Genomic DNA, 20,774 nt, shown 5'->3' on the forward strand with positions numbered 1-20,774 from the left:
CCTGGTGCGAGGCCCGCCGCGACGAAGGATCTTCGGAGCGCGGCGAGCCTGGTGGACGCTTGTCTCATTAATCGGAACCGGCCTCCTCGCGGGCCCTCCGCGTGCCTGACAGGAAACTGCCGGTGGCGGCTACTCGGCGAGCGTGCAGGTGATCACCGGGTGACTCGCCATCACGGTGACCGTGGTGGTGATCGTTATCGTCGGTGTCGCGAAGTCGTCCTCTTCGATGGTCATCATGTCGCTGGCCATCCTGACCTCGGCGATGGCCCGGTCGCTTCCCCGCGGCGCGATGAGCCGCTGCCCGCGTCGCGGTGCCGTCTTGATCGACGACTCCATCTGGCCGACCACGGTCTGGAGCAGGTCGCCGAGTGCTTCCTGCTCGTCGTCTGACAGGGTGCTCCGCAGCTCTTGAAGTTTCCCGGCGAGACTACGCGCGGTTGCTTCTGTGGCCATTGATCGCCTCCTAGATGATGAGAACTGGCATGGTGTCCGAGCTAAACGCGGGCTCCGGGGTCCCATCCGCGAGGTAGGACAAGGGAGCCGGTGTGTCGTTGGGTTTCCCCGGCCGGCAGGTCGCCACCGCGAGCACCCTTCCCGCGTCCGTGATGACCAGCCGTTGACGTTTCCAGCGGGCGAGGGCGCCCTCGACTCCATCCGCCGCCGCCAATTGCCGGGCCGCCGCGGGGGATGCCTCGGCGAAACGTCTGGCCAGCGTGGCCTCCGACCTGGCCGAGTCCAGGAATCGATAAAGGGCCGTTTCCGCGGAGTCGAGTCGAATCCGTTTGGCGCGCGCGCCACGCGAATCGAGGATCTGGGCAGCGCCATTGGATTCCGTCTCCAGGACGAGCTGCGCGCCGCGGGCGTAGGCCGCCTGCCATTCGGATATCGCATCGCTCACGGCGCGGTAATCGTCCGGACCGATCGCGGCGTCGGACATCGTGTATCCGTGCAGATAAACGAGGTCATCGAGATCCGCCCGATTGACCGGGAAGATCTCTCGATAAAGTGGATGAGCGCCGATGGGAAGGATGCCGTGGTCATGTGGCTGCATAAAATAAGGGCTGAACCGGTGTAGTTGGAACGGGCTCGCGCCCTGGGCCGGTTCGAGATGGAAGAGAGCCCGGGCACGGTCGACGATCGTGGCGTATCCCGCCGGTTCATCGCCCGGCAACCCGAGGATTATGTTCCAGCTCACCCGGATATCGAGCTCATGGCACCACTTCAACAGCTGGATGTTCTGCAGCGGCGTAACGCCCTTGCGCATGCGGCGAAGAGCCCCGCCTTCCAGGCTCTCGATTCCCGGCTGGATCCAGCGGACTCCGGACGCGGCCAGGGCTTCGAGTTCCGCTCGTCTAAGATTGGCTTTCACTTCGTAGAAGATCGTCCAATCATGGCCGCGCTCACGGATCGCGGGAAGCAGGGTGGTCTTGAAGTCACGCGGCATGATCAGATCGACCGCGAAGAATCTGGCCACGCCGTAACGCTTCTCCCAGCGCTCCAGCTCCGCGAGGGTGTGTTCCCAGGGCAGGGTGCGGAATGACATTATCTCGTGGAGTCCGCAGAAATTACACTGCACCTTCTCGCCGTACCAGCAGCCTCGGCTCCCTTCGAACGGCAGCCATACCGGCATGGTGTCCCGAATGCCGGCATGCCGGAGGCGGGCGAAATAGGGATCGAAATCGAGTGAGGGCCGTGAGCCGTCGAACCGGTGCAGCGGACCGACGGGGTTGGCTTCGACCACGCCGTCGTGTCGCCAGGTGACGCCCGGCACGTCCTGCAGGCTCTCGTGTCGCCGCAGATGCCGTACGACCTGCGGAAAGATCCCCTCAGCCTCACAACGGACGACTGCGTCAACGTATGGGCAGACGCGCAGGATCGCGGTGCCCATCGGACCCGCGCAGGCCGTGCCGCCGAAGACCACATGCGTCTCCGGACGGCGAAGCTTGATCAGCCGTGCGAGCGCCATCGATGCCGCGAGTTGCGAAATAGTGAGAGAAAACCCAACCACATCGTGCCCACCACGCTCGACTTCGTCCAGCGCCTGTTCGAGAAAATCACCGGCTACGACGCAGAGCGCATCAAGAATCGCTATTTCAGTATCTTGCGACCCGAGCCCGATTCGCGGGCAAGCCGTCTTGAAGCCGGATAGATCGTTTCCCGTCTCAGGTCCGAAGTAATGGTGAGCGAAGATCCATTCCTCAACGAACCCACCCGCGTTGCTCAGCAGGTTGTAGAGATTTATTCCGATTCGTCCCGCAAAGTCAACATACAGTTCATATCGATCAGATGACAGTGCTTCGGCGCGGAGTGCGGAATCCACTGTCGCGAGCTGAATGGATGGCATGTTCGGAGCCATCCAAGGCATGGAGACGAGCCCGACCGAGCACGACGGGCTTCGCCAACCCGGTCGAGGCTCCGACGTCACGCGCCTTTGCGGACCAAGCGACGCGTCTACCCGAGTAAGCAATGAACTGGCGAGCTGCCGAATTAGGAGCTCCAACTCATCGTCGGGCAGCGCGTACGCGAACGTTCGAAACTGATCGGCTATATGATCACGTCGGAACTCGGCGTTCTGGTGTACGCCACCGCGACGTTCAACAAGAACGCCATAGACAGCCTGAAACAGAGATGCGGCCTGTTCAAGTACTGGTTCCGAACCCATCGCACATCAGCCTCCAAGGACCGCCCAGTTCCTTCGGCGAGACTGAAAACGAATTTACCGCTCGCTCCCACCAAGCTCCACGGCAATACCGAAGACAAGCGCAAAGGTAAGTGGCCGACCGTACCTGGACGGCTTAGGCGTGGCGTATCGAGGCGGCGTCATGCAGGCCGAGCAGATCGACGGCGTCGGCCGCCGCTCCCCCGCTGGAGCCGTGGGACGACCTCTGACCCGTCTCGTTCTTTCCAGTTCGCGCAGCCTATTGACGCGCCCGATGCCCCCTGCCACAGTCATGTCACCAAATAAGCGACATTGTCTTCTTATAGAGGACGGACATGGCCACGCAGATCCTCACCTCATCGCTCAAAACCCTCGAAGTGCTCGCGGCGCTGGCCGACTGCGACACCGGTGTGGGAGTCTCCGAGCTCGCCCGGCGGCTCGGCGGCAGCCGAGGTTACGTGCATCGGCAGCTCGTCACGCTCGCCGCCGGCAACTGGGTGGAGCAGAGCGAGGATGGCACCTACCGGCTGAGCCTGCGCGTGGCCCGGCTGTCGGCGGCGGCGCTCCGGCAGGCCGGGCTGGACCAGCGGGCGTCGGCCGCGATGGAGGAGTTAGCCGCCGCGCTGCACGAGCCCGTGTCGCTGGCGGTCCTGGACGGCGACGCCGCCAGGATCATCCACCGCATCGACGTCAACCGCTCGCTGCGGGTCGACACCCGCGTGGAGAGCAGGATGCCGATGTCGAAGTCGGCGTCCGGGCGCGTGCTGACCGCCTTCGAGTCACCGCTAGTGCTGGAGCGGCTGGCCGGCCTCGGCGTGGAGCTCCCACCCGCCGAGGATCTGGCCGCGATCCGCGAAGCGGGCTACGCCCACTCGGTCGCGGGCTTCCAGGACGAGACCGTCGCGATCGCGGCCCCGGTGTTCGATCCGGCGGGCCATGTGATCGCCGCCGTGTCCATCGTCGGCCCGGTGTCGCGCTTCGCCCCGGACGCGGCGGTGGAGCCGCTGCTCGCGTGCGCCGCCCGGGTCAACGCCATCGTGAGCGGCACGTCGTTCGCGCCGCCCTCCCAGGAAGGACGCTGAATTGCCCCCCACTCTCGTGTCCCCGCAGCCACGGGCGCCAGAGGAGATCATGACCGCCGAGGCCCTGTCCGCGATGCAGCCCAACCGGCTCTCGGCGAGTCGCTCGCTGATCAACATCCTGATCGATCAGGGCTGGCGGATCGAGCGGCTGGTATTCGACGTGGACGAACACGGCGCCGGGGACGCGGTCTACCGCGTCCACGCCGGCGGGCGCACGCTCGATTTCGTCGCCTTCGCCTTCACGCCATCGGCACAGGAGCGCACCCAGCGCATCTTCGACCAGTCGTGGGACATGATGGGCGCGCTGATCGACGGCGCCGCCGACGCGGGGACGATCGAGTGGACGCGCAGGGAGCTGCCCCTGCTCTACCACGGCCGCGCCACCCCCGACACGCTGACCTGGTGCCGCTCCAACCGCAGCATGCGGATCTTCGAGCACGTGGTGACGGAGCTGGCCGCCGGGCGCCAGCCCGACGTCGCCGCACTGGCCCGGGTCGGGTACCTGATGCGCAACGTCGGCCTGGACGGCAACGGCACCTTCGGCACCCGCACCTTCCTCGCCTACGGTGAGGACCATCCGCTCCGAGTGCCGTACCACGCCCAGATGCTCTCGGCCTATCTGATGCGGGAGTTCAGCTTCGACCTCGCCGAAAGGCTGGCGGCGCTCCGCTCACCGCACGCCGTGCCCCTGGGCCGCCGGATCAAGCGCTTCCTTGGCGTGGGTAACAGCTCGGCCCTGGGCCTGGTGCTGTGGGTGGGCAACCACCCGCAACTCGTCGGACGCTGGATCGAGCTGCGCGAGCGGGCGCTGGCGCACGCCTGGTCCCTGGTCCTGGAGCCGGGCGGCGAGCGTGTCCGGCTGCTGATCCGCCTGCTGGATCGGGCCGTGACGTTCCTGGCGGAAGACACCAACGAGTACACCTCCTTCGTCCCGGCCGTCGTCATCGCGGACGAGCTGGCCACCCTGCGGCACAAGGTCGTCCTGTGCCTGGGCGAGACGACCACCCCGCCGACCGTTGCCGAGGCCGTGGGCGATCCGGCGAGCGACCTGTCGGCCGAGGCCCGCGAGGTGCTGCACGCGATCCTGCTGGAGCTGGACCCGGGCTACGCCGACGGGTCGATCGCCCGGCTCGTGGTGAACGAGTCCACCCGGCGCGAACCCGCCATGCCGATCGGCCGTCTGCGCGAGCTCCTGGCCACGGAGTACGCCTGGGCGCTGGAGATGGATGTGGACTCCGCAGGCAGGCGACGCAATGTCTGGTACAAGTCGCGCAGCGCCGAGGAGCCGCGGTGCGGCCCCGCCGAGGAGGTGCCGCCCGGCACGGTCGATCTGACCGTGGACGTCCCCGGGACGGTGCGCGCCCTCGACGGCGCGCTCGCCGCGGCCGATCCGGCGCTGCCGGTCGGCAGGTTCCTGGCCGCCGCCCCGCAGCATCGCGGCACGGTCGAGCGGGTCCAGACGCTCAGCCGCTTGCGCTACCACACCCCGCACGTCGACCTCCGGCACGCCGGGTTCGTCCCGGCGCACCTGATCCGGCTGGGCAACGCGGCCCTGTACGGGCTGGACCGTACCAAGGACTTCATGCTGCGCGACCTGCGCGGAGTGATCTTCCAGGGGGCGCCCACCCGGGAGGACCTGGCCGCGCCGCCCGAGGACGAGATCTGGTTCTGGCCGCCGATCCCGCCGGCGGGCGAGCCCGCCCGTGCCAAGGAGGCCCGGTGACGACCATCACCCTGTCCATCAGGGAGACCCGCCTGGTCGTCGAGCGGCTCCTGCAGGCCGACGGTCTGGCGCCGGGCGCCGTCCCGGCCGTCCGCGACTTCGTGATCCTGGCGCAGGCCGCCGGGCTGCCCGCGCTGGAGGTCCTGGAGTCCGGGCTGTCGGAGCGGGACCGCGAGCTGCACGGCGCCCTGCGTACGGTGCGGGACCCTGCCGCGAAGGGCACGGTGCTGGTCGCCTACTGCGCCGGCCAGTCCTCCTACGTGGTGGCGCCGGGCCTGCTCGATCTGGCGCTGGCCACGCCCGCCCCGGTCACCGTGCGGGCGCGGGACGTCGAAGCGCCCGAACTGCTGGCCGCGATGGAACCCCAGGCCGGGGCCCACGGGGTCAGGCTCACGGTCACCTGCGGCGGCGGGAGCGCGACGATCACCACCGAACGCGGCAGCGCGCCGCGTCCGGACGACGAGCGGCTGCGCCGGCTGCTGCCGGTCACCGGCTCGGCACCCATGGCCCGGGCCGTGATCGAGGGCATGACCGTGCCCTCCGAGCTGTGGTGGCGGCTGTTCCGCTCCTCCGCGCGGGCGCTGTCGGAGGAGTCGGTGACCTCCCTCAAGCACGCGGGCGCCACGCCCGTCAGCGACACCGGCGACATCGAGCCGGATCTGACCGACGACATCGACTTCGCGGAACCGGGGAGGACCTGATGCGCATCGACGGCCTGCAGTGCGGGCACTTCAACCGGCAGGCGTTCGAGGAACTGCGCGCCGGCGGCCTTGGCTGCGTCACCAACACCATCGCCGTGTGGGAGAACGCCTCCGAGACCATGGCCGCGATCGGGCGCTGGCGTCACCTGGCGCGCGAGAACGCCGACCTGGTGACGATCGCCCGCACCACCGCGGACATCGAGGCCGCGAACGCGAGCGGCAGGACCGCCGTCCTGCTCGGCACGCAGAACTCCTCTCCCATCGAGGACCGGATCGACTTCGTGGAGCTCTTCCACGACATGGGGCTGCGGGTCATGCAGCTCACCTACAACATCCAGAACGCTCTCGGCTCCAGCTGCTACGAGCCCGAGGACAGTGGCCTGACCCGGTTCGGCCGCAACGTGATCGCCGAGATGAACCGGGTGGGCATGGTCGTCGACCTGTCCCACGTCGGCGACCGCACCTCCCACGACGCCATCCTGGCCTCGCAGCGGCCCGTGGCGATCAACCACGCCAACCCGCGCGAGCTGTTCGACCACGCGCGCAACAAGCGGCCCAAGGTGCTGGACACGCTCGCCGAGCACGACGGGGTGCTCGGCCTGTCGATGTACCCGAACATCGCCGGGCCGTACGCCGGCACCCTGGACAAGTGGTGCGAGCTCGTGGCCCGCACCGCCGAGCGCATCGGGGTACGGCACGTCGGCGTGGGCAGCGACCTGGGCCGGTTCATGACCACGACCGACCTGGACTGGATGCGGCGCGGCCGGTGGACCCACGGGCCCGAGTACGGCGCGGGCTCACCCGATCGGCCCGGCATGGTCGAGGACCCCGAGTGGTTCACCACCTCCGCCGACTTCGCCGCCATCCCCGGCGCGCTGCGCGCCGCCGGCTTCTCGGCCGAGGAGACGGAGGCGATCTGCGGCGGCAACTGGCTGCGGCTGTACCGGGAGGTGATCGACCTCGCGAGCTGACCCGCCCGTGCCCCGGGAGGGACCACTTCCCAGATCCACCCCCCAGATCCCTTGGGAGAGTCATGTCACCCCACCACTTCCCGGCCCACCGCCGGCTCGTCTCCTCCGCTCTCGTCCTGCTCCTCGCCGGTGGTCTGGCCGCGTGCGCCGACCAGCAGCCCGCGGCCGCGCCCGGCGGCGACACCCTGGTCGTGGACACCGCCTTCAACGCCAAGAGCCTCGACCCGGCGCGGATGTTCCAGCCGACCGACTTCTACGCCGAATCGGCCCTGTACGACACGCTGCTGAAGTTCAAGGGCAATGACCTCAAGGCACCGGTGCCCAACCTCGCCGAGAGCTACGAGGTATCCGACGACGCCACCGCCTACACCTTCCGGCTACGCGAGGACGCGGTGTTCTCCGACGGCTCCCCGGTCACCGCGGCCGACGTTGTCTTCTCCTACAACCGGCTGAAGAACGTCAAGGCCAGCCCGGCGTTCCTGATGGACGGCCTGACCGTCACCGCCCAGGACGACCACACCGTCGTGATCAAGGCCGAGCGGGCCGTGCCCGAGCTGCCCAGCCTGCTCACCGCGCCCAACTTCGGCGTGGTCAACGCCGACCAGGTCAAGGCGCAGGGGGCCACCGACGCCGAGGGCGCCGACAAGAGCGACACCGCCGAGCGGTATCTCAACACCGCGTCCGCGGGCAGCGGGCCGTACGTCCTGGAGGGCTACAGCAACACCTCCCAGATCGCGCTCACGGCCAACCCGAAGTACTGGGGGACCAAGCCGGCCTGGCAGCGCGTGGTGATCCGCAACGTGACGGCACCGCAGCAGCAGTTGCTGAACGTCGAGGGCGGCGAGAGCCAGATCGCGCTGGACCTGTCGGGACGGCAGGCGCAGGGCGTGGACCGGAGCGCCTTCACCGTCACCAGTGACCAGGCGCCGGAGGTGCTGTACCTCGCGGCGAGCCGGGCGAAGACGTCCGCCACCGCCGATCCGGAGGTCCTGGCCGCGATCCGGGCCGGCATCGACTACCAGGGCCTGCTCCAGGTGGCCGGCCCCGGAACCGTGCAGGCGGCGGGCCTCGTGCCCCAGACCTTCGTCGGCGCGCTCGCCCCCACCGAGGCCCCGAAATACGACCCGGAGCTGGCCAAGGAGCTGGTGGCCCGGTCCGGCGTCACCGCGCCGAAGATCACCCTGGACTACGCCAGCGACTACCACCGCCTGGCCGGGCTGGACTACGCCACCATCGCCCAGCGCATCCAGAGCGACCTGAAGAAGATCGGCATCGAGGTGACGCTGAACCCGGCGCCCACCGCCACGTCGCTGCAGCGGTACGTCGACGGCCAGACCGAGCTGGCGCTGTGGTCCTACCCGCCCGACTTCACCGACCCCGCCAACCTGGTCGCCTTCGGCCCCGGCGGCTTCCTGGCCAAGCGTGTCCACTGGAGTGAGAAGGACGCGCCTGAGGCCGCGAAGCTGACCGAGTCGGCGCTGGCGGCCAAGGGTGACGCCCGCGCCGCCGCCTACCAGGCATGGCAGCGCGTCCTCAACGACGGCGGCCCGTTCCTGCCGCTGCTCGTGCCGACCACGGTGACGTTGTCGTCCGCGCGGGTGACGGACGTGGCGCGCAACCCCATCACCGGCATCGATCTCGGCGCCGTCGGGAAGAAGCAGTCGTGACGGTGGTGGGACACCGGAAGGACCAGGCCAGCGCGCTCGCGCCGGCCTGGTGGCGCCGCCCATTCCCGCGGTACGTGCGGCGCCGACTGGGATCCTCGGCCCTCATCCTGCTCGGCGTCACGCTGGTGGCCTTCCTGCTCACCACGGTCGTGCCGGCCAACCCCGAGACCGCCAACCTGGGCCAGCGGGCGCTGTCGGACCCCGAGACCGTGCGGCGGTTCCGGGAGCACTACGGCCTGGACCGGCCCCTGCCCTTGCAGTACCTCACCTACCTGGGCAACCTGCTGCGGGGCGATTTCGGCCAGTCGCAGCAGACCCTGCGGCCGGTCAGTCAGGACCTGCTCCAGTTCGCCCCCGCCACCCTGGAGCTGGTGCTGAGCGCCACCCTGGTGGCCCTGCTGGTTGGCGTGCTGTGCGGGGTGGCCGCCGCCCGGCGGCGCGGCGGCTGGTTCGATCGGATCACCCGGCTTGCCTCGCTGACCGGGGTCAGCCTGCCGATCTTCTGGATCGCGCTGGTGGCGTCGGTGGTGTTCTTCCGCGGGCTGCGCCTGCTGCCCGGCAGCGGCCGACTGGACCCGGCGCTGGTCAAGCCGCCTCAGGTGACCGGCTTCCTCACCGTCGACAGCCTGCTCGCCGGCGACTGGCATGCCTTCGGCTCCGCGGTGAGCCACCTGGTGCTGCCATCGGCGGTGCTGGCCGTCTCGGTCGTCGGCATGGTGCTCAGGTTCACCCGCACCGCGGTGCTGGAGGCACTCGGCACCGACTTCGTCAAGGCGGCCAGGGCCAAGGGGCTGCGTGAGCGGGACGTGCTGTGGGGCTACGCCGTCCGTTTCGCGTTCGGCCCGCTGGTCACCGCGACCACGTTGTCGTTCGGGTTCCTGCTCGCCGCCACCGTCTACGTGGAGCAACAGTTCTCCTGGGGTGGCATCGGCCAGTATGCCTACCGCAGCTCCACCAATCTCGACCTGTCCGCGGTGATGGGCGTGAGCATCGTCATCGCGCTCATCTTCGTGTTGATCAATCTCGCCGCCGACCTGCTCTACGCCCTGTTCGATCCGAGGATCCGGCTCCGATGACCCGCACTCTCACCGATACGGACGCCGCCGTCGCCCGAAGGCCCCGCCTGCCGATCCGCGGCCGCGCCGCAGAATTCGTCGCCGTTGCCGTACTGCTGGCCTGGCTGGTGGTGATCGTCGCGGCTCCGCTGCTCGCGCCGCACGACCCCCTCGCCCAGGACGCCGCGCCGCTGTCCGGTCCGTCCGCGCAGTACTGGTTCGGCACCGACGCCGCAGGACGCGATGTGTTCAGCCGGGTCCTGTACGGCGCCAGGCTGTCGGTGCCGTTGGGCCTGGTGCTCGTCGCCGCCACCGCCGTGGTCGGTACCGTGGTCGGACTGCTCGCCGGCTTCTTCGGCGGCTGGGTGGACGAGGTCCTGATGCGCGTCGCCGACGTCGTGTTCGCCTTTCCCGTGATCATCCTCGCCATGGCCGTGGCGGCCTCCCTGGGGCCCTCGCTCACCAACGCGGTCCTCGCCAGTGTGCTGGTGTGGTGGCCCGCATACGCCAGGACCGTGCGCAGCGTCGTGCTGGGCCTGCGCGAGTCGGAGTTCGTGCTGGCCAACCGGCTGGCCGGGGTCGGCTCCGTACGGTCCATGTTCGTGGACCTGCTGCCGTCCGTGGCGGGCCCGGTGCTGGTGCTCGGCATGCTCGACGTCGGCGCGGCCATCCTGCTCCTGTCCGGGCTGTCGTTCCTCGGGCTCGGCGCCCGCCCGCCGGAGCCGGAGTGGGGCGCGCAGGTCTCCGAGTCGCTGCAGTACTTCGACCAGTGGTGGCTGGCGGTCTTCCCCGGCCTGGCCATCGTGACCGTGGTGCTCGCGTTCAACATCATCGGGGACGCGCTGCGCGACCGGCTGGACCCCAAACTGCGCCAGGCAGGTGAACACGCATGACGACCCCATCACCCGCCCACGACCTGCTGACCGTCACCGGCCTGTCGGTGAAGCTGCGCACGGCGAGCGGCCCGGCCACCGTGGTGGACGACGTGAGCCTCGCCGTGGCGCCCGGCCGGATCCTCGGCATCGCGGGCGAGAGCGGAAGCGGCAAGACCATGACCGGCATGACGCTCGTCGGGCTGCCGCCGGCCGGTGCCACGGTGACCGGCTCGATCCGGCTGGACGGCCGGGAGCTGACCACCCTGTCCGAGCCCGGCTGGGCGGCGGTGCGCGGTGGCCAGATCGCCATGGTGTTCCAGGACCCGTCCTCCAGCCTGCATCCGATGCTCACCATGGGCCGCCAGCTCACCGACCACATGCGCCGCCACCTGGGACTGTCCCGCAAGGCCGCGACCACACGGTCGGCAGAGCTGCTGGACCTGGTCAGGCTGCCCGACCCGAAGGGCGCGCTGCGGCTGTACCCGCACCAGTTCTCCGGCGGCATGCGCCAGCGGGTGGCGATCGCGGTCGCGCTGGCCGCCGAGCCTCGGGTGCTGATCGCCGACGAGCCCACCACCGCCCTGGACGTGACCGTACAGGCCGGCATCATCAACCTGCTGGACGAGCTGCGCCACGACACGGGGATGAGCATCCTCCTGGTCACCCACGACCTCGGCGTCATCTCCGCGCTCGCCGACGAGATCGCCGTCTTCTACGGCGGCCGCATCGTCGAGAGCGGCACCGCCGCCCAGGTGCTGGGCGGCGCTCGCCACCCCTACACGCGTGGCCTGCTGGAAGCCCTGCCGCGATTGTCCACGGAGACCCGCCGGGACGGCCGCGGCTTCGTGCCGATCCCCGGCGTGCCGCCCACGCCCGGCTCCCTGCCCGCCGGCTGCGCCTTCCACCCGCGCTGCGCTCACGCCGCCCCGGCGTGCCAGGAGAGCCGCCCCGAACTGCTGCCCCTGGCCGAACCCCCCGCCTGGCACCGCCTCGCCTGCCACGTCGATCCCTGGAGGCCGTAATGACAATCAGCCCCGCGGCCCCGCTGCTCCAGGTGCGTGACGCCGTCGTGGAGTACACCCGCACGGACCGCCCGGCGGTGCGGGCCCTGGCCGGTGTCTCGTTCCAGGTGGCCGAGGGCGAGATGGTCGGCGTCGTCGGCGAGAGCGGCTGCGGCAAGTCCACCCTCGCGCGGGCCATGACCGGGCTTGCCCCGCTGGCCTCGGGAGAGATCCTCTTCGCCGGCCGGCCGGTCGAGCCGCTGCGCCGCCGGCGGCGGCCTGCCCGGCTACTGCCACTGCAAATGATCTTCCAGGACCCGTACGCCTCGCTCAACCCCCGGCGAAGGATCTCGGCGCAGCTCGCCGACGTCATCCGGGCGACCGGCAAGGGCGCCCCCGGGCATCGGCCGATCGGCGACCTGCTGGAGCGGGTGGGCCTGCCCGCCGCCGCGGCGGATCGGTACCCCCACGAGTTCTCCGGAGGCCAGCGCCAGCGCATCGCCATCGCCCGGGCGCTTGCCACCCAGCCGTCCCTGATCGTCGCCGACGAGCCGGTCTCCGCCCTGGACGCCTCGGCCCAGGCGCAGGTGGCCACCCTGCTCAGGAAGATCGCCCGCGAAGACGGCGTCACGCTCGTGCTGATCTCCCACGACCTCGCCGTCGTGGGAGCCCTCTGCGACCGGGTCGTGGTCATGTACCTCGGCGAGATCGTCGAGGACGGCCCCACGGAACGGGTGTGGCACGCCCCCCGCCATCCCTATACGCAGTCGCTGCTCCGCGCCGTCCCCGTCCCCGACGGTACTGGACGCAAGCCGATGGCTCTTGCCGGCGAGGTCCCCGACCCCGGGCGTCCGCCGTCGGGATGTCGCTTCCACCCCCGCTGCCCGCTCGCCATGGACCCCTGCCGGGAGGAGGCCCCTTCACACGGCGACGTGGACGGCGGCGGTTCCGTGGCCTGCTGGGCCGTTCACTCGCCCGAGGCCCGTGCGAACGCGATCCGGGCGTGAGAGGGGCCGTAGTAGGCCGCGCCGCCATATCGCCAGAAAGGGGTATCTTTTTGCCCACTGGTGAGAGTTTTAATACTATTTGTCCGTGTTCTAGGCAGAAGTACATGTCGCTCGAAGTCCGGGGGTAAGCCAGATGTCGGACATCTGGGACGAAAGGAGAGGGGCCACCGAGGAGATCGTGGAGCGATTCCTGGATGGGGAGGAGCCCACCGGGAACGGCGTACGCGTCCAGATCGTGCACTCGTGGCAACGGTGCCAGGCGACGGGGGTCAGCCCCGGCATCGCCCACGCGCCCCCGCTCGAGGACCTGGACTTCGAGTGTGGCCTGGTGCGCGCGGCCCGGCCCGTGTTCGAAGGGCTGCGGACCACCATCGCGGACACCCCGGTATGCATGCTCCTGGGCGATGCCAACGGCGCGATGTGCCTGCGCGACGTGGGCGAACCGGCGATGCGCAGGGCGATGGACGAGGTTGGCGCCGCGCCCGGCTTCGGCTTCACCGAGGCGGACATGGGAAACAATGCCCACGGCTCGGTGCTGGCGGAGCGGCGCACCTTCCTGATCTCGGGCAGCGAGCACTACGCCGAGGTGCTGCGCAGGTTCACCGCCGTGGGCACCCCGGTACGGGATCCGCTCAGCGGGCGCCTGAACGGCGTCGTCTGCGTCGTCTGCCCGAACGAGTGGGCGAACGCGGAGATGATGGCCCTGGCCCGGCGCTCGGCCGCCGCCGTCGAGGAGCAACTGATCGAGATGGCCACCGAGCGCGAGCGTGCGCTGCTGGCGACGTTTCTCCAGTCGGCCACACCCGGGAATGCCACGCCGGGATCCCCGCTCCGGGGCCTGTGCCGCCGTGATCAGCTCGCCTTGGAGGACGCCGCCGTGAACCTGATCGCGGAGGGGCGGACGGCGATGCGGGATGTCGCCCTTTCCGATGGCCGCATCGCCGCGCTGATGGCGCAACCGGTGACCGGGTCCGCAGAGCCTGCCGGCATCGCCGTACGAGTCTGGTTGCCAGGCTCCTGACGCCAGCACTCGGTAAAGATTTCGTAACCCGCTCGGTGGGTCTTCATCCCCATGACATCAGGGTGTAGCGTCTCCGCCCAATAGGTTAAACGCTTAAACGGCGAGAGCGAGGCCCCTTCGTGGCAGGTCAGAACATCTTCTTTCGCCCCCCGGAGGGCTGGGTGGGCGACGTGATCCCCTATTTCCACGAGGGGGCGTTCTGGCTGTTCTACCTGCACGATCGGCGCGACCAGGAGCACCCGGGCACCTCGTGGCACCTGGTGCGAACCACCGACTTCGTCGGCTACGACTACCTCGGCGAGGTGCTCCCCCACGGCGACGCGGAGAGCCAGGACCTGCACGCCTATACCGGCAGCGTGCTCGCTGCCGAAGGTGCCTTCCACCTCTTCTACACCGGCTACAACCCCGCTGTCGTGGACGAGGAAACCGGTCGCCCCCTCCAGGCGGTCATGCACGCCGTCAGCGACGACCTGCTGAATTGGAAGAAGGTTCCCGAGCACACCTTTCACGCGCCCCGGGACCACTACGAGCGGGAGGACTGGCGAGATCCATTCGTCTACCAGGAGGAGGACGGCCGCTATTCGATGCTCCTGGCCGCACGCACGGTGGAGGGCCCGAGCCGCCGGCGCGGAGTGACCGCTCGCTGCGTCTCCGACGATCTTGCCAACTGGACGATCATCGAGCCGTTGTGGGCTCCGTCGCGCTACATCACCCATGAGTGCCCAGATCTGTTCCGGATCGGCGAGTGGTGGTACCTGGTGTACTCGGAATTCTCCGAGCGCTACACCACGCGTTATCGCATGAGCCGCGACCCTGGCGGGCCCTGGCTGGTCCCCGAATACGACACCCTCGACGGCCGGGCACTGTACGCGGCCAAGACCGCGAGCGACGGCACGCGCAGGTACGCCTTCGGGTGGATCCCCACCCGTGATGGCGAATCCGACGCGGGCGCGTGGGAGTGGGGCGGCGACCTTGCCGTGCACGAGCTCGTGCAGCGACCGGACGGGACGCTGGACGTGCGCATGCCCGAGACGATCCGGTCCACCTTCTCCACGCCGGTCCAGACCCACTTCGCACCCGTAACCGGGACCTGGGAGCCGGTGGGTGGGCTGCGGACGTCGGCCACCGGCTCCTACGCGAGCGTGGTCGCCCCGGGCCTGCCCAGCCGCTACCTGGCCAGTGTCACCATCACGTTCGAGCCGGGCACCCGGGAGTGCGGGCTCATTCTGCGCGCGAGCGCCGACGCCGAAGACGGCTACATCATCCGCCTGGAACCGCAGCGGGACCGCCTGGTCTTCGATCGCTGGCCACGCCGTGACCCGGGACCGCTGCAATGGCAGATCGATGGGGACGTGCCCCATGCCGTCGAACTCGAACGCCCCTGCGACCTGGCCCCCGAGATCCCGCACCGGCTTGACGTGATCGTCGACGGACCCGCCTGCATCGCCTACCTCGACGGCCGCGTCGCGATGAGCGCCCGCATGTACGACCGGACCACCGGCGGCATCGGCCTGTTCGTCGGCGAGGGCGCAGCCGTTTTTGCCGACTTCCTGGTCACCACATCCCCCACAGAAAGGAATGCCCCGTGAGATCAGCTCGTACGATGACCGCCGCGCTCGCCGCGATCATTTTGCTGGCCGCATGCGGCGGCACGCAATCCGGCACCACCGACCCCGGTGCCGTAACCGGCGACATCAGCCCACGCGCGATCACATGGCTGTTCGCCCGGCCCTCCGACGGCGGCGTCATCACGACCGTCAAGGAGATCGCCGCGGAGTACGCCGCCAAGCACCTGGGCTTCGAGCTCAAGCTCGTCACCACGCCGGACCGGCCGTCCTACCTCCAGCGGCTGGAGACCCTCGCCGCGGCGAAGAAGCTGCCGGAGCTCTTCGACACCGACGCCACGCCATTCGCCCAGAAGCTGCGCGAGCAGAACCAGATGGTCGACATCGGCAAACTGCTCAACACTCTCGGCAAGACGAACCTCTACCGGCCACTCGCGCTGGACTACCAGCGCTTCGACGACGGTGGGCTCTACCTGCTGCCGTTCGAGTTCGAGATGGAGTTCTTCTGGTACAACAAGGCGCTGTTCGACAAGGCGGGGGTGAAGCCGCCGGCGAGTCTGGAAGACATGGTCGCGCTCTGCGCGCCGCTGCGAGCCAAGGGCATCATCCCCATCGCGCTGGACGGGCAGGACCAGTGGCCGCTGGAACGTTACCTGGCCTATCACCCGTTCCGGCTCGCCGGACCTGACTACATCAAGCAGGTCAAGCGAGGCAAGCAGCCGCTGACCGGTGGACCCGGCCAGAAGGCCGCCCAATGGATCCACGACCTGGGTGCGGCCAAGTGCTTCCCCGACGGCTTCTCCGCGCAGGGCTACACCGACGCCCGCGACCTGTTCACCACCGGCAAGGCGGCGATGTACAACATCGGCACCTGGGAACTGGCCGCCCTCACCGACTCCACCCTCGCTCCCGAGGTTCGCGACAACATCGACTACTTCACGTTGCCGACCACGCAGGGCGCCGTCACCTCCGACAACGAGTACGTGGTCGTCTCCGGCATCGGCATGGCCGTCAACGCCAAGACGTTCGATCCGCTGGTCAAGGACTTCCTGACCTACCTGATCGACGCCTATCCCGCCCGATACGCCGCCAAGCACCGTTTCGCGCCGATGAAGGTGCCGGTCATCCCGCCTCCGGATGCCTCACCGCTGTTCACCAAGGCCGCAGCGGAGATCGACGCGCTCGGCACGCGCACCGCGATGCCCTGGGACACCCAGCTCGACCCCACCTCCAACACGCGCCTGCAGCAGGAGCTGACGCTGCTCGCCCAGGGCGGGATCACCCCTGACCAATTCATCGCGACCGTGGACGAGGCGATCCGGCGGAACGCCCCGCGCTTCTTCGGCTGATCCGACCCTCCGGGTGGCCCCGGCCACCCGGAGACAGGAGAGGACAATGTTGCACACGCGCACCCGCACCGCGGTCCTGGTGTTCCTTCTGCCACCGCTGATGCTGTATCTGGTGGCGGTCGTCGCGCCGATCGTGGCGTCCCTGGTGCTCAGCTTCTTCGACTGGGACGGCATCACCTCCATGCGCTTCGCCGGGCTCGGCAACTACGCGCACATGCTCGCCGGAGATGACATCTTCTGGCGCGCGGTGGTGAACTCGCTGGTCTACCTGGCCATCAACCTCCTCTTCCAGCTCGGGTTGGCGCTTTTGCTGGCCAACCTGCTCACCTACCTGCGCCGGGGGCGCGAGCTGGTCAAGACGCTTTACCTGCTGCCGGCCGTGGTGTCCACCGTGGCCATCGCCTTCCTGTTCCAGCGCATCTACTCCGTCGAACCCCGAGGACTGATCAACCAAATGCTGGTATCGGCCGGCCTCGACGGTCTCGCCACCGCCTGGCTGTCGAACGTCGGCACCGCGCTGGCCGCGGTATCGGTTCCCGAGGCGTGGCGGTTCACCGGCCTCTACATGATCATTCTGTACGCGGCGATGCTCGCCATACCACGCGAGATCGAGGAGGCCGCGCGCATGGACGGCGCCTCGGAGTGGCAGATTTTCCGCCGCATCCGCTTCCCCTACATCCGCCCTGTGTGGATCACCACGGCGATCATGGCGGCCACCTACAGCCTGCGCGGGTTCGACATTCCCTATCTGCTCACCAACGGAGGGCCCGGGCAGGCCACGGAGCTGCTCACCACGTACATGTACAAGACCGCTTTCACCAGCACCAACTTCGGCTATGCCAGTGCGATCGCGGTGTTCATCGTCATCGAGTGCGTCGTAGCCGTGGGGCTGATCCTGCTGTCGCTGCGCCGCCGTGCCGGAGCCGTGATATGACCGCCCACGCCGCGCCGCTGCACAGGTCGTCCCACCGGCGGTATCGCCGGCCGACCGTGGCCCGCCGCCTGTCCGCGGTTCTGGTCGCGCTGATCCTCATCGTCCAGGTCTATCCGCTGCTGTGGATCTTCCTGACCAGCCTTCGTCCGGCGCAGGAGTTCGCCTCCGGCAACCCCTTCGCCCTGCCCGGTGCGATCACCGTGGACAACTACGTCCGGGCGTTCGCCCAGGGCGACCTGGGGCGCAACATCGTCAACAGCCTCATCGTGACGGTGTCGGCCAACGTCTTGATCGTGCTGCTGGGCATGATGGCCGCCTACGCCATCCAGGTGCTCGGCTTCCGGTTCAGCCGCCTGGTGCTCGCCAGTTTCCTGATCGGCATCATCGTCCCGGTCCAGGTCGCGCTGGTCCCGCTGTTCATCGGCTACTCCACCGCCGGGCTGCTGGACACCTATCCCGCGATCGTGCTGCCTTTGGTCGGGTTCGCGCTGCCCATCTCCGTCTACATGTTCACCAGCTTCTTCTCCTACATCCCGCGGGAGCTCTATGAGGCGGCCGGGCTGGATGGATGCGGCCCGTACCGCGCATTCGTGCGCGTCACCATGCCACTGTCGGTCAACACCATCGTCACCGTGTTCTTCATCAACGGCATCTTCATCTGGAACGACTTCATCTTCGCCAACACCTTCGTCCTGGACGAGAGCCTCAAGACCATCCCGCTGGGGCTGCAGAACTACATCGGTGCGATGGGGGCGACCGACTGGACGGCGACCTTCGCGGCCGTCTGCGTGACGGTCACCCCGCTGCTGCTGGTCTTCCTGGCGCTGAACAAGGCGATCATCTACGGCCTGGAAAGCGGCGCCACCAAGGGGTGAGCCGCACCGCGATCATGAGAAAGGGACTGACCATGTTCGACGTGCCTGGTGCCGCCTTCGGCGGCCCGCCGCGCATCGGCCGGCTGCGGAGCCGGTCGATCAGCGCGGAGAACCCGGAGGGGGCGCCCGGAGCCGGCGGCCGCACCGCCTCCCGCCTCGGCCCGGGGCGCAAGGGCCGGGCCTTCATCCCGCTGCGCTCCGGCGAGACGGCAGACCTGGCGCGGATAGACGGCCCCGGGGTGATCCGGCACATCTGGCTGACCGTCACCGACCGCACGGAGGCCGGTCCGTTCGTCCTGCGCGACCTGGTCCTGCGCGCGTACTGGGATGGACAGGACACCCCCTCGGTCGAGGCGCCGCTCGGGGACTTCTTCTGCAACGGCTTCGCCACCAGGAGCCAGGTGACCTCCCTCCCCATCGTGGTCGCTCCCACCGGGGGAATGAACTGCTACTTCCCCATGCCGTTCCGCTCCTCCGCGCTGATCACGCTGACCAGCGAACATCCGGGGGACATCGAGGCGTTGTTCTACCAGATCGACTACACCGTGGGCGATGAGGTGCACGAGGACACCGGCCGCTTCCACGCCCAGTGGCGGCGCTCGCGGGTCACCCAGCCGGGGGTCGACCACGTCATCCTCGACGGCGTCCAGGGGCCCGGGGCCTATGTGGGCACGTACCTGGGGATCGCGGCGCTGGAGCGGTACTGGTGGGGCGAGGGCGAGGTCAAGTTCTACCTTGACGGGGACGTCGAGCATCCGACGATCTGCGGCACGGGCACCGAGGACTACGCCGGCGGCGCCTGGGCATTCCAGGATCGGCTGGCCACCGACGGCGATGTTCGCGTGCTGACCTACAGCGCCCCGTTCTTCGGATATCCGCATTACTCCACCGCCGACACCTCCGGGCGCTCGCCGTACGCCACGGGCATGACGCCAACCCATGGCCTGTATCGATGGCACTTGCCAGATCCGGTGTATTTTCAAGATGATCTGCGCGCCACGGTGCAGCAGATCGGGCACGATGGCACCGCGTTGTTCGAACGCGCCGACGACGTGTCGTCGGTCGCCTACTGGTACCAGATCGGGCCGACCGCGCCGTTTCCGCCTATGCCCGACGGAGCCGGGCGACGGCCGCGGTGACGGGCGGCGGCGTCGGGCCCGCGGTGGATCTTGGCGGAGACGAGGGCGCCGGTCGGCACGGCGCCCGGACGAGCAGGGGAGGAAGACAGCGACATGCCTCGGCACCCCAGCAACCGGCCGCGGCGGACCACCATGCAGGACGTCGCCGACCTGGCGGGGGTCTCGCTGGCCACGGTGTCGTTCGTGATCAACGCCAAGACCAGCGCGAAGGTCTCTGAGGCCACCCGTGCCCGGGTGTGGTCCGCCGCCCAGGAACTGGGCTACCGCACCAACCGGGCGGCCAAGAACCTGGTGCAGGGGGCCTCCACGTTCATCGGACTGGTCGCCGACGCCATCGCATCCACACCGTTCGCCGGTCAGATCATCCGTGGCGCCCAGGACGCGGCCTGGCAGAACCGGCACATCCTGCTGGTGGCCAACACCGAGGCCAACGGCGAGGCCGAGCAGGACGCGATCACGATGATGCTCGAACACCAGGTGACGGGCATCATCTACTCCACGTGGTACCACCGGGAGGTGACTCCCCCGGCGGCGCTCCGCGAGGTGCCCTGCGTGCTGGTCAACTGCTACGCCGCGGACGACTCGCTACCGGCGGTCGTGCCCGACGAGGTGCAGGGCGGTCGCACCGCGACCCAGGTGCTGCTCGATCGCGGTCACCGCAGGATCGCCTTCGTCAACAGCACCGAGTCCGCCCCCGCGACCACCGGACGGCTGCGGGGGTACCGGGCGGCGCTGGCGGCCGCGGGGGTGGCCGAGGATCCCGATCTCGTGCTCACCGTACGCCCGGAGCAGGAGGGCGGATACGAGGCCGGTCTGCTCCTGCTCGGTCTGCCCACGCCGCCAACCGCCGTGTTCTGCTACAACGACCGGGTCGCGATGGGCATGTACGACGCCCTGCACGAGCGCGGGATGCGCATCCCCGGCGACATCGCGATCGTCGGGTTCGACAATCAGGAGGTCATCGCGGGGCACCTGCGGCCTCCGCTGTCGACCATCGCGCTGCCGCACTACGAGCTGGGCGCACGCGGCGTGCGCATGCTCCTCGGCGGCGACGGCTCCGCCCCCGCGCCCGGCCGGACAATCGTGGACTGCCCCTACATCCCCCGCCATTCCCTCTGACCTGGACACGGGGGATGCAAGCAGGCACGTC

Annotated in this window: 18 protein-coding genes; 16 read left to right on the forward strand and 2 right to left on the reverse strand. The window is 69.1% G+C overall.

What is annotated here, in order from left to right:
* Nucleotides 1-129: 129 nt before the first annotated feature.
* Nucleotides 130-453, reverse strand: coding sequence for a hypothetical protein (locus Aple_RS17885; RefSeq protein ID WP_155345747.1), 324 nt, complete (start codon nt 451-453; stop codon nt 130-132).
* 10 nt (nt 454-463) lie between these two features.
* Nucleotides 464-2,662, reverse strand: a complete 2,199-nt coding sequence (locus Aple_RS17890; RefSeq protein WP_155345748.1) for a RiPP maturation radical SAM C-methyltransferase — start codon at nt 2,660-2,662, stop codon at nt 464-466.
* 332 nt (nt 2,663-2,994) lie between these two features.
* Here Aple_RS17890 and Aple_RS17895 point away from each other — a divergent pair, with 332 nt between their 5' ends.
* The 16 genes from Aple_RS17895 (at nt 2,995) to Aple_RS17970 (ending at nt 20,743) form a co-directional block, all read left to right on the forward strand.
* Nucleotides 2,995-3,741: an IclR family transcriptional regulator gene (locus Aple_RS17895; RefSeq protein ID WP_155345749.1), complete on the forward strand. Its 747-nt coding sequence runs from the start codon at nt 2,995-2,997 to the stop codon at nt 3,739-3,741.
* Nucleotides 3,742-3,790: 49 nt separating this feature from the next.
* Complete coding sequence (locus Aple_RS17900) at nt 3,791-5,464, forward strand: hypothetical protein (RefSeq protein ID WP_155345750.1); 1,674 nt, start codon at nt 3,791-3,793, stop codon at nt 5,462-5,464.
* The gene (locus Aple_RS17905) at nt 5,461-6,165 is read left to right on the forward strand and encodes a hypothetical protein (protein ID WP_155345751.1); all 705 of its coding nucleotides are present in this window, start codon (nt 5,461-5,463) and stop codon (nt 6,163-6,165) included. Before Aple_RS17900 ends, Aple_RS17905 begins: the two co-directional genes overlap by 4 nt.
* A complete protein-coding gene (locus Aple_RS17910; protein WP_155345752.1) occupies nt 6,165-7,136 on the forward strand; it encodes a membrane dipeptidase in 972 nt (323 codons plus the stop codon). The genes Aple_RS17905 and Aple_RS17910 overlap by 1 nt, the downstream gene beginning before the upstream one ends.
* 62 nt (nt 7,137-7,198) lie before the next feature.
* A complete protein-coding gene (locus Aple_RS54465; RefSeq protein ID WP_155345753.1) occupies nt 7,199-8,803 on the forward strand; it encodes an ABC transporter substrate-binding protein in 1,605 nt (534 codons plus the stop codon).
* Entirely contained in the window at nt 8,800-9,879 is a 1,080-nt protein-coding gene (locus Aple_RS17920; protein WP_246264554.1) for an ABC transporter permease, read from the forward strand. The genes Aple_RS54465 and Aple_RS17920 overlap by 4 nt, the downstream gene beginning before the upstream one ends.
* Nucleotides 9,876-10,751 (forward strand): ABC transporter permease, encoded by an 876-nt coding sequence (locus Aple_RS17925; RefSeq protein ID WP_155345755.1) that lies wholly within the window; start codon nt 9,876-9,878, stop codon nt 10,749-10,751. The genes Aple_RS17920 and Aple_RS17925 overlap by 4 nt, the downstream gene beginning before the upstream one ends.
* Nucleotides 10,748-11,755, forward strand: a complete 1,008-nt coding sequence (locus Aple_RS17930; protein WP_155345756.1) for an ABC transporter ATP-binding protein — start codon at nt 10,748-10,750, stop codon at nt 11,753-11,755. The genes Aple_RS17925 and Aple_RS17930 overlap by 4 nt, the downstream gene beginning before the upstream one ends.
* Nucleotides 11,755-12,741, forward strand: a complete 987-nt coding sequence (locus Aple_RS17935) for an ABC transporter ATP-binding protein (RefSeq protein WP_155345757.1) — start codon at nt 11,755-11,757, stop codon at nt 12,739-12,741. The genes Aple_RS17930 and Aple_RS17935 overlap by 1 nt, the downstream gene beginning before the upstream one ends.
* A gap of 133 nt (nt 12,742-12,874) precedes the next feature.
* Nucleotides 12,875-13,762, forward strand: coding sequence for a GAF domain-containing protein (locus Aple_RS17940; RefSeq protein WP_155345758.1), 888 nt, complete (start codon nt 12,875-12,877; stop codon nt 13,760-13,762).
* A gap of 119 nt (nt 13,763-13,881) precedes the next feature.
* Nucleotides 13,882-15,351, forward strand: a complete 1,470-nt coding sequence (locus Aple_RS17945) for a glycoside hydrolase family 32 protein (protein WP_155345759.1) — start codon at nt 13,882-13,884, stop codon at nt 15,349-15,351.
* The gene (locus tag Aple_RS17950) at nt 15,348-16,676 is read left to right on the forward strand and encodes an ABC transporter substrate-binding protein (RefSeq protein ID WP_218038380.1); all 1,329 of its coding nucleotides are present in this window, start codon (nt 15,348-15,350) and stop codon (nt 16,674-16,676) included. Before Aple_RS17945 ends, Aple_RS17950 begins: the two co-directional genes overlap by 4 nt.
* Before the next feature lie 46 nt (nt 16,677-16,722).
* On the forward strand, nt 16,723-17,610 hold the full coding sequence (locus tag Aple_RS17955; RefSeq protein WP_155345760.1) for a carbohydrate ABC transporter permease: 888 nt from the start codon (nt 16,723-16,725) through the stop codon (nt 17,608-17,610).
* Entirely contained in the window at nt 17,607-18,485 is an 879-nt protein-coding gene (locus tag Aple_RS17960; RefSeq protein WP_155345761.1) for a carbohydrate ABC transporter permease, read from the forward strand. The genes Aple_RS17955 and Aple_RS17960 overlap by 4 nt, the downstream gene beginning before the upstream one ends.
* A gap of 14 nt (nt 18,486-18,499) precedes the next feature.
* Complete coding sequence (locus Aple_RS17965) at nt 18,500-19,624, forward strand: glycoside hydrolase family 172 protein (RefSeq protein ID WP_218038381.1); 1,125 nt, start codon at nt 18,500-18,502, stop codon at nt 19,622-19,624.
* Nucleotides 19,625-19,717: 93 nt separating this feature from the next.
* Nucleotides 19,718-20,743, forward strand: coding sequence for a LacI family DNA-binding transcriptional regulator (locus Aple_RS17970; protein ID WP_155345763.1), 1,026 nt, complete (start codon nt 19,718-19,720; stop codon nt 20,741-20,743).
* The last annotated feature ends 31 nt before the right edge of the window (nt 20,744-20,774 follow it).

Origin of the sequence: Acrocarpospora pleiomorpha, from assembly GCF_009687885.1 — a bacterium.
Lineage (GTDB): Bacteria > Actinomycetota > Actinomycetes > Streptosporangiales > Streptosporangiaceae > Acrocarpospora > Acrocarpospora pleiomorpha.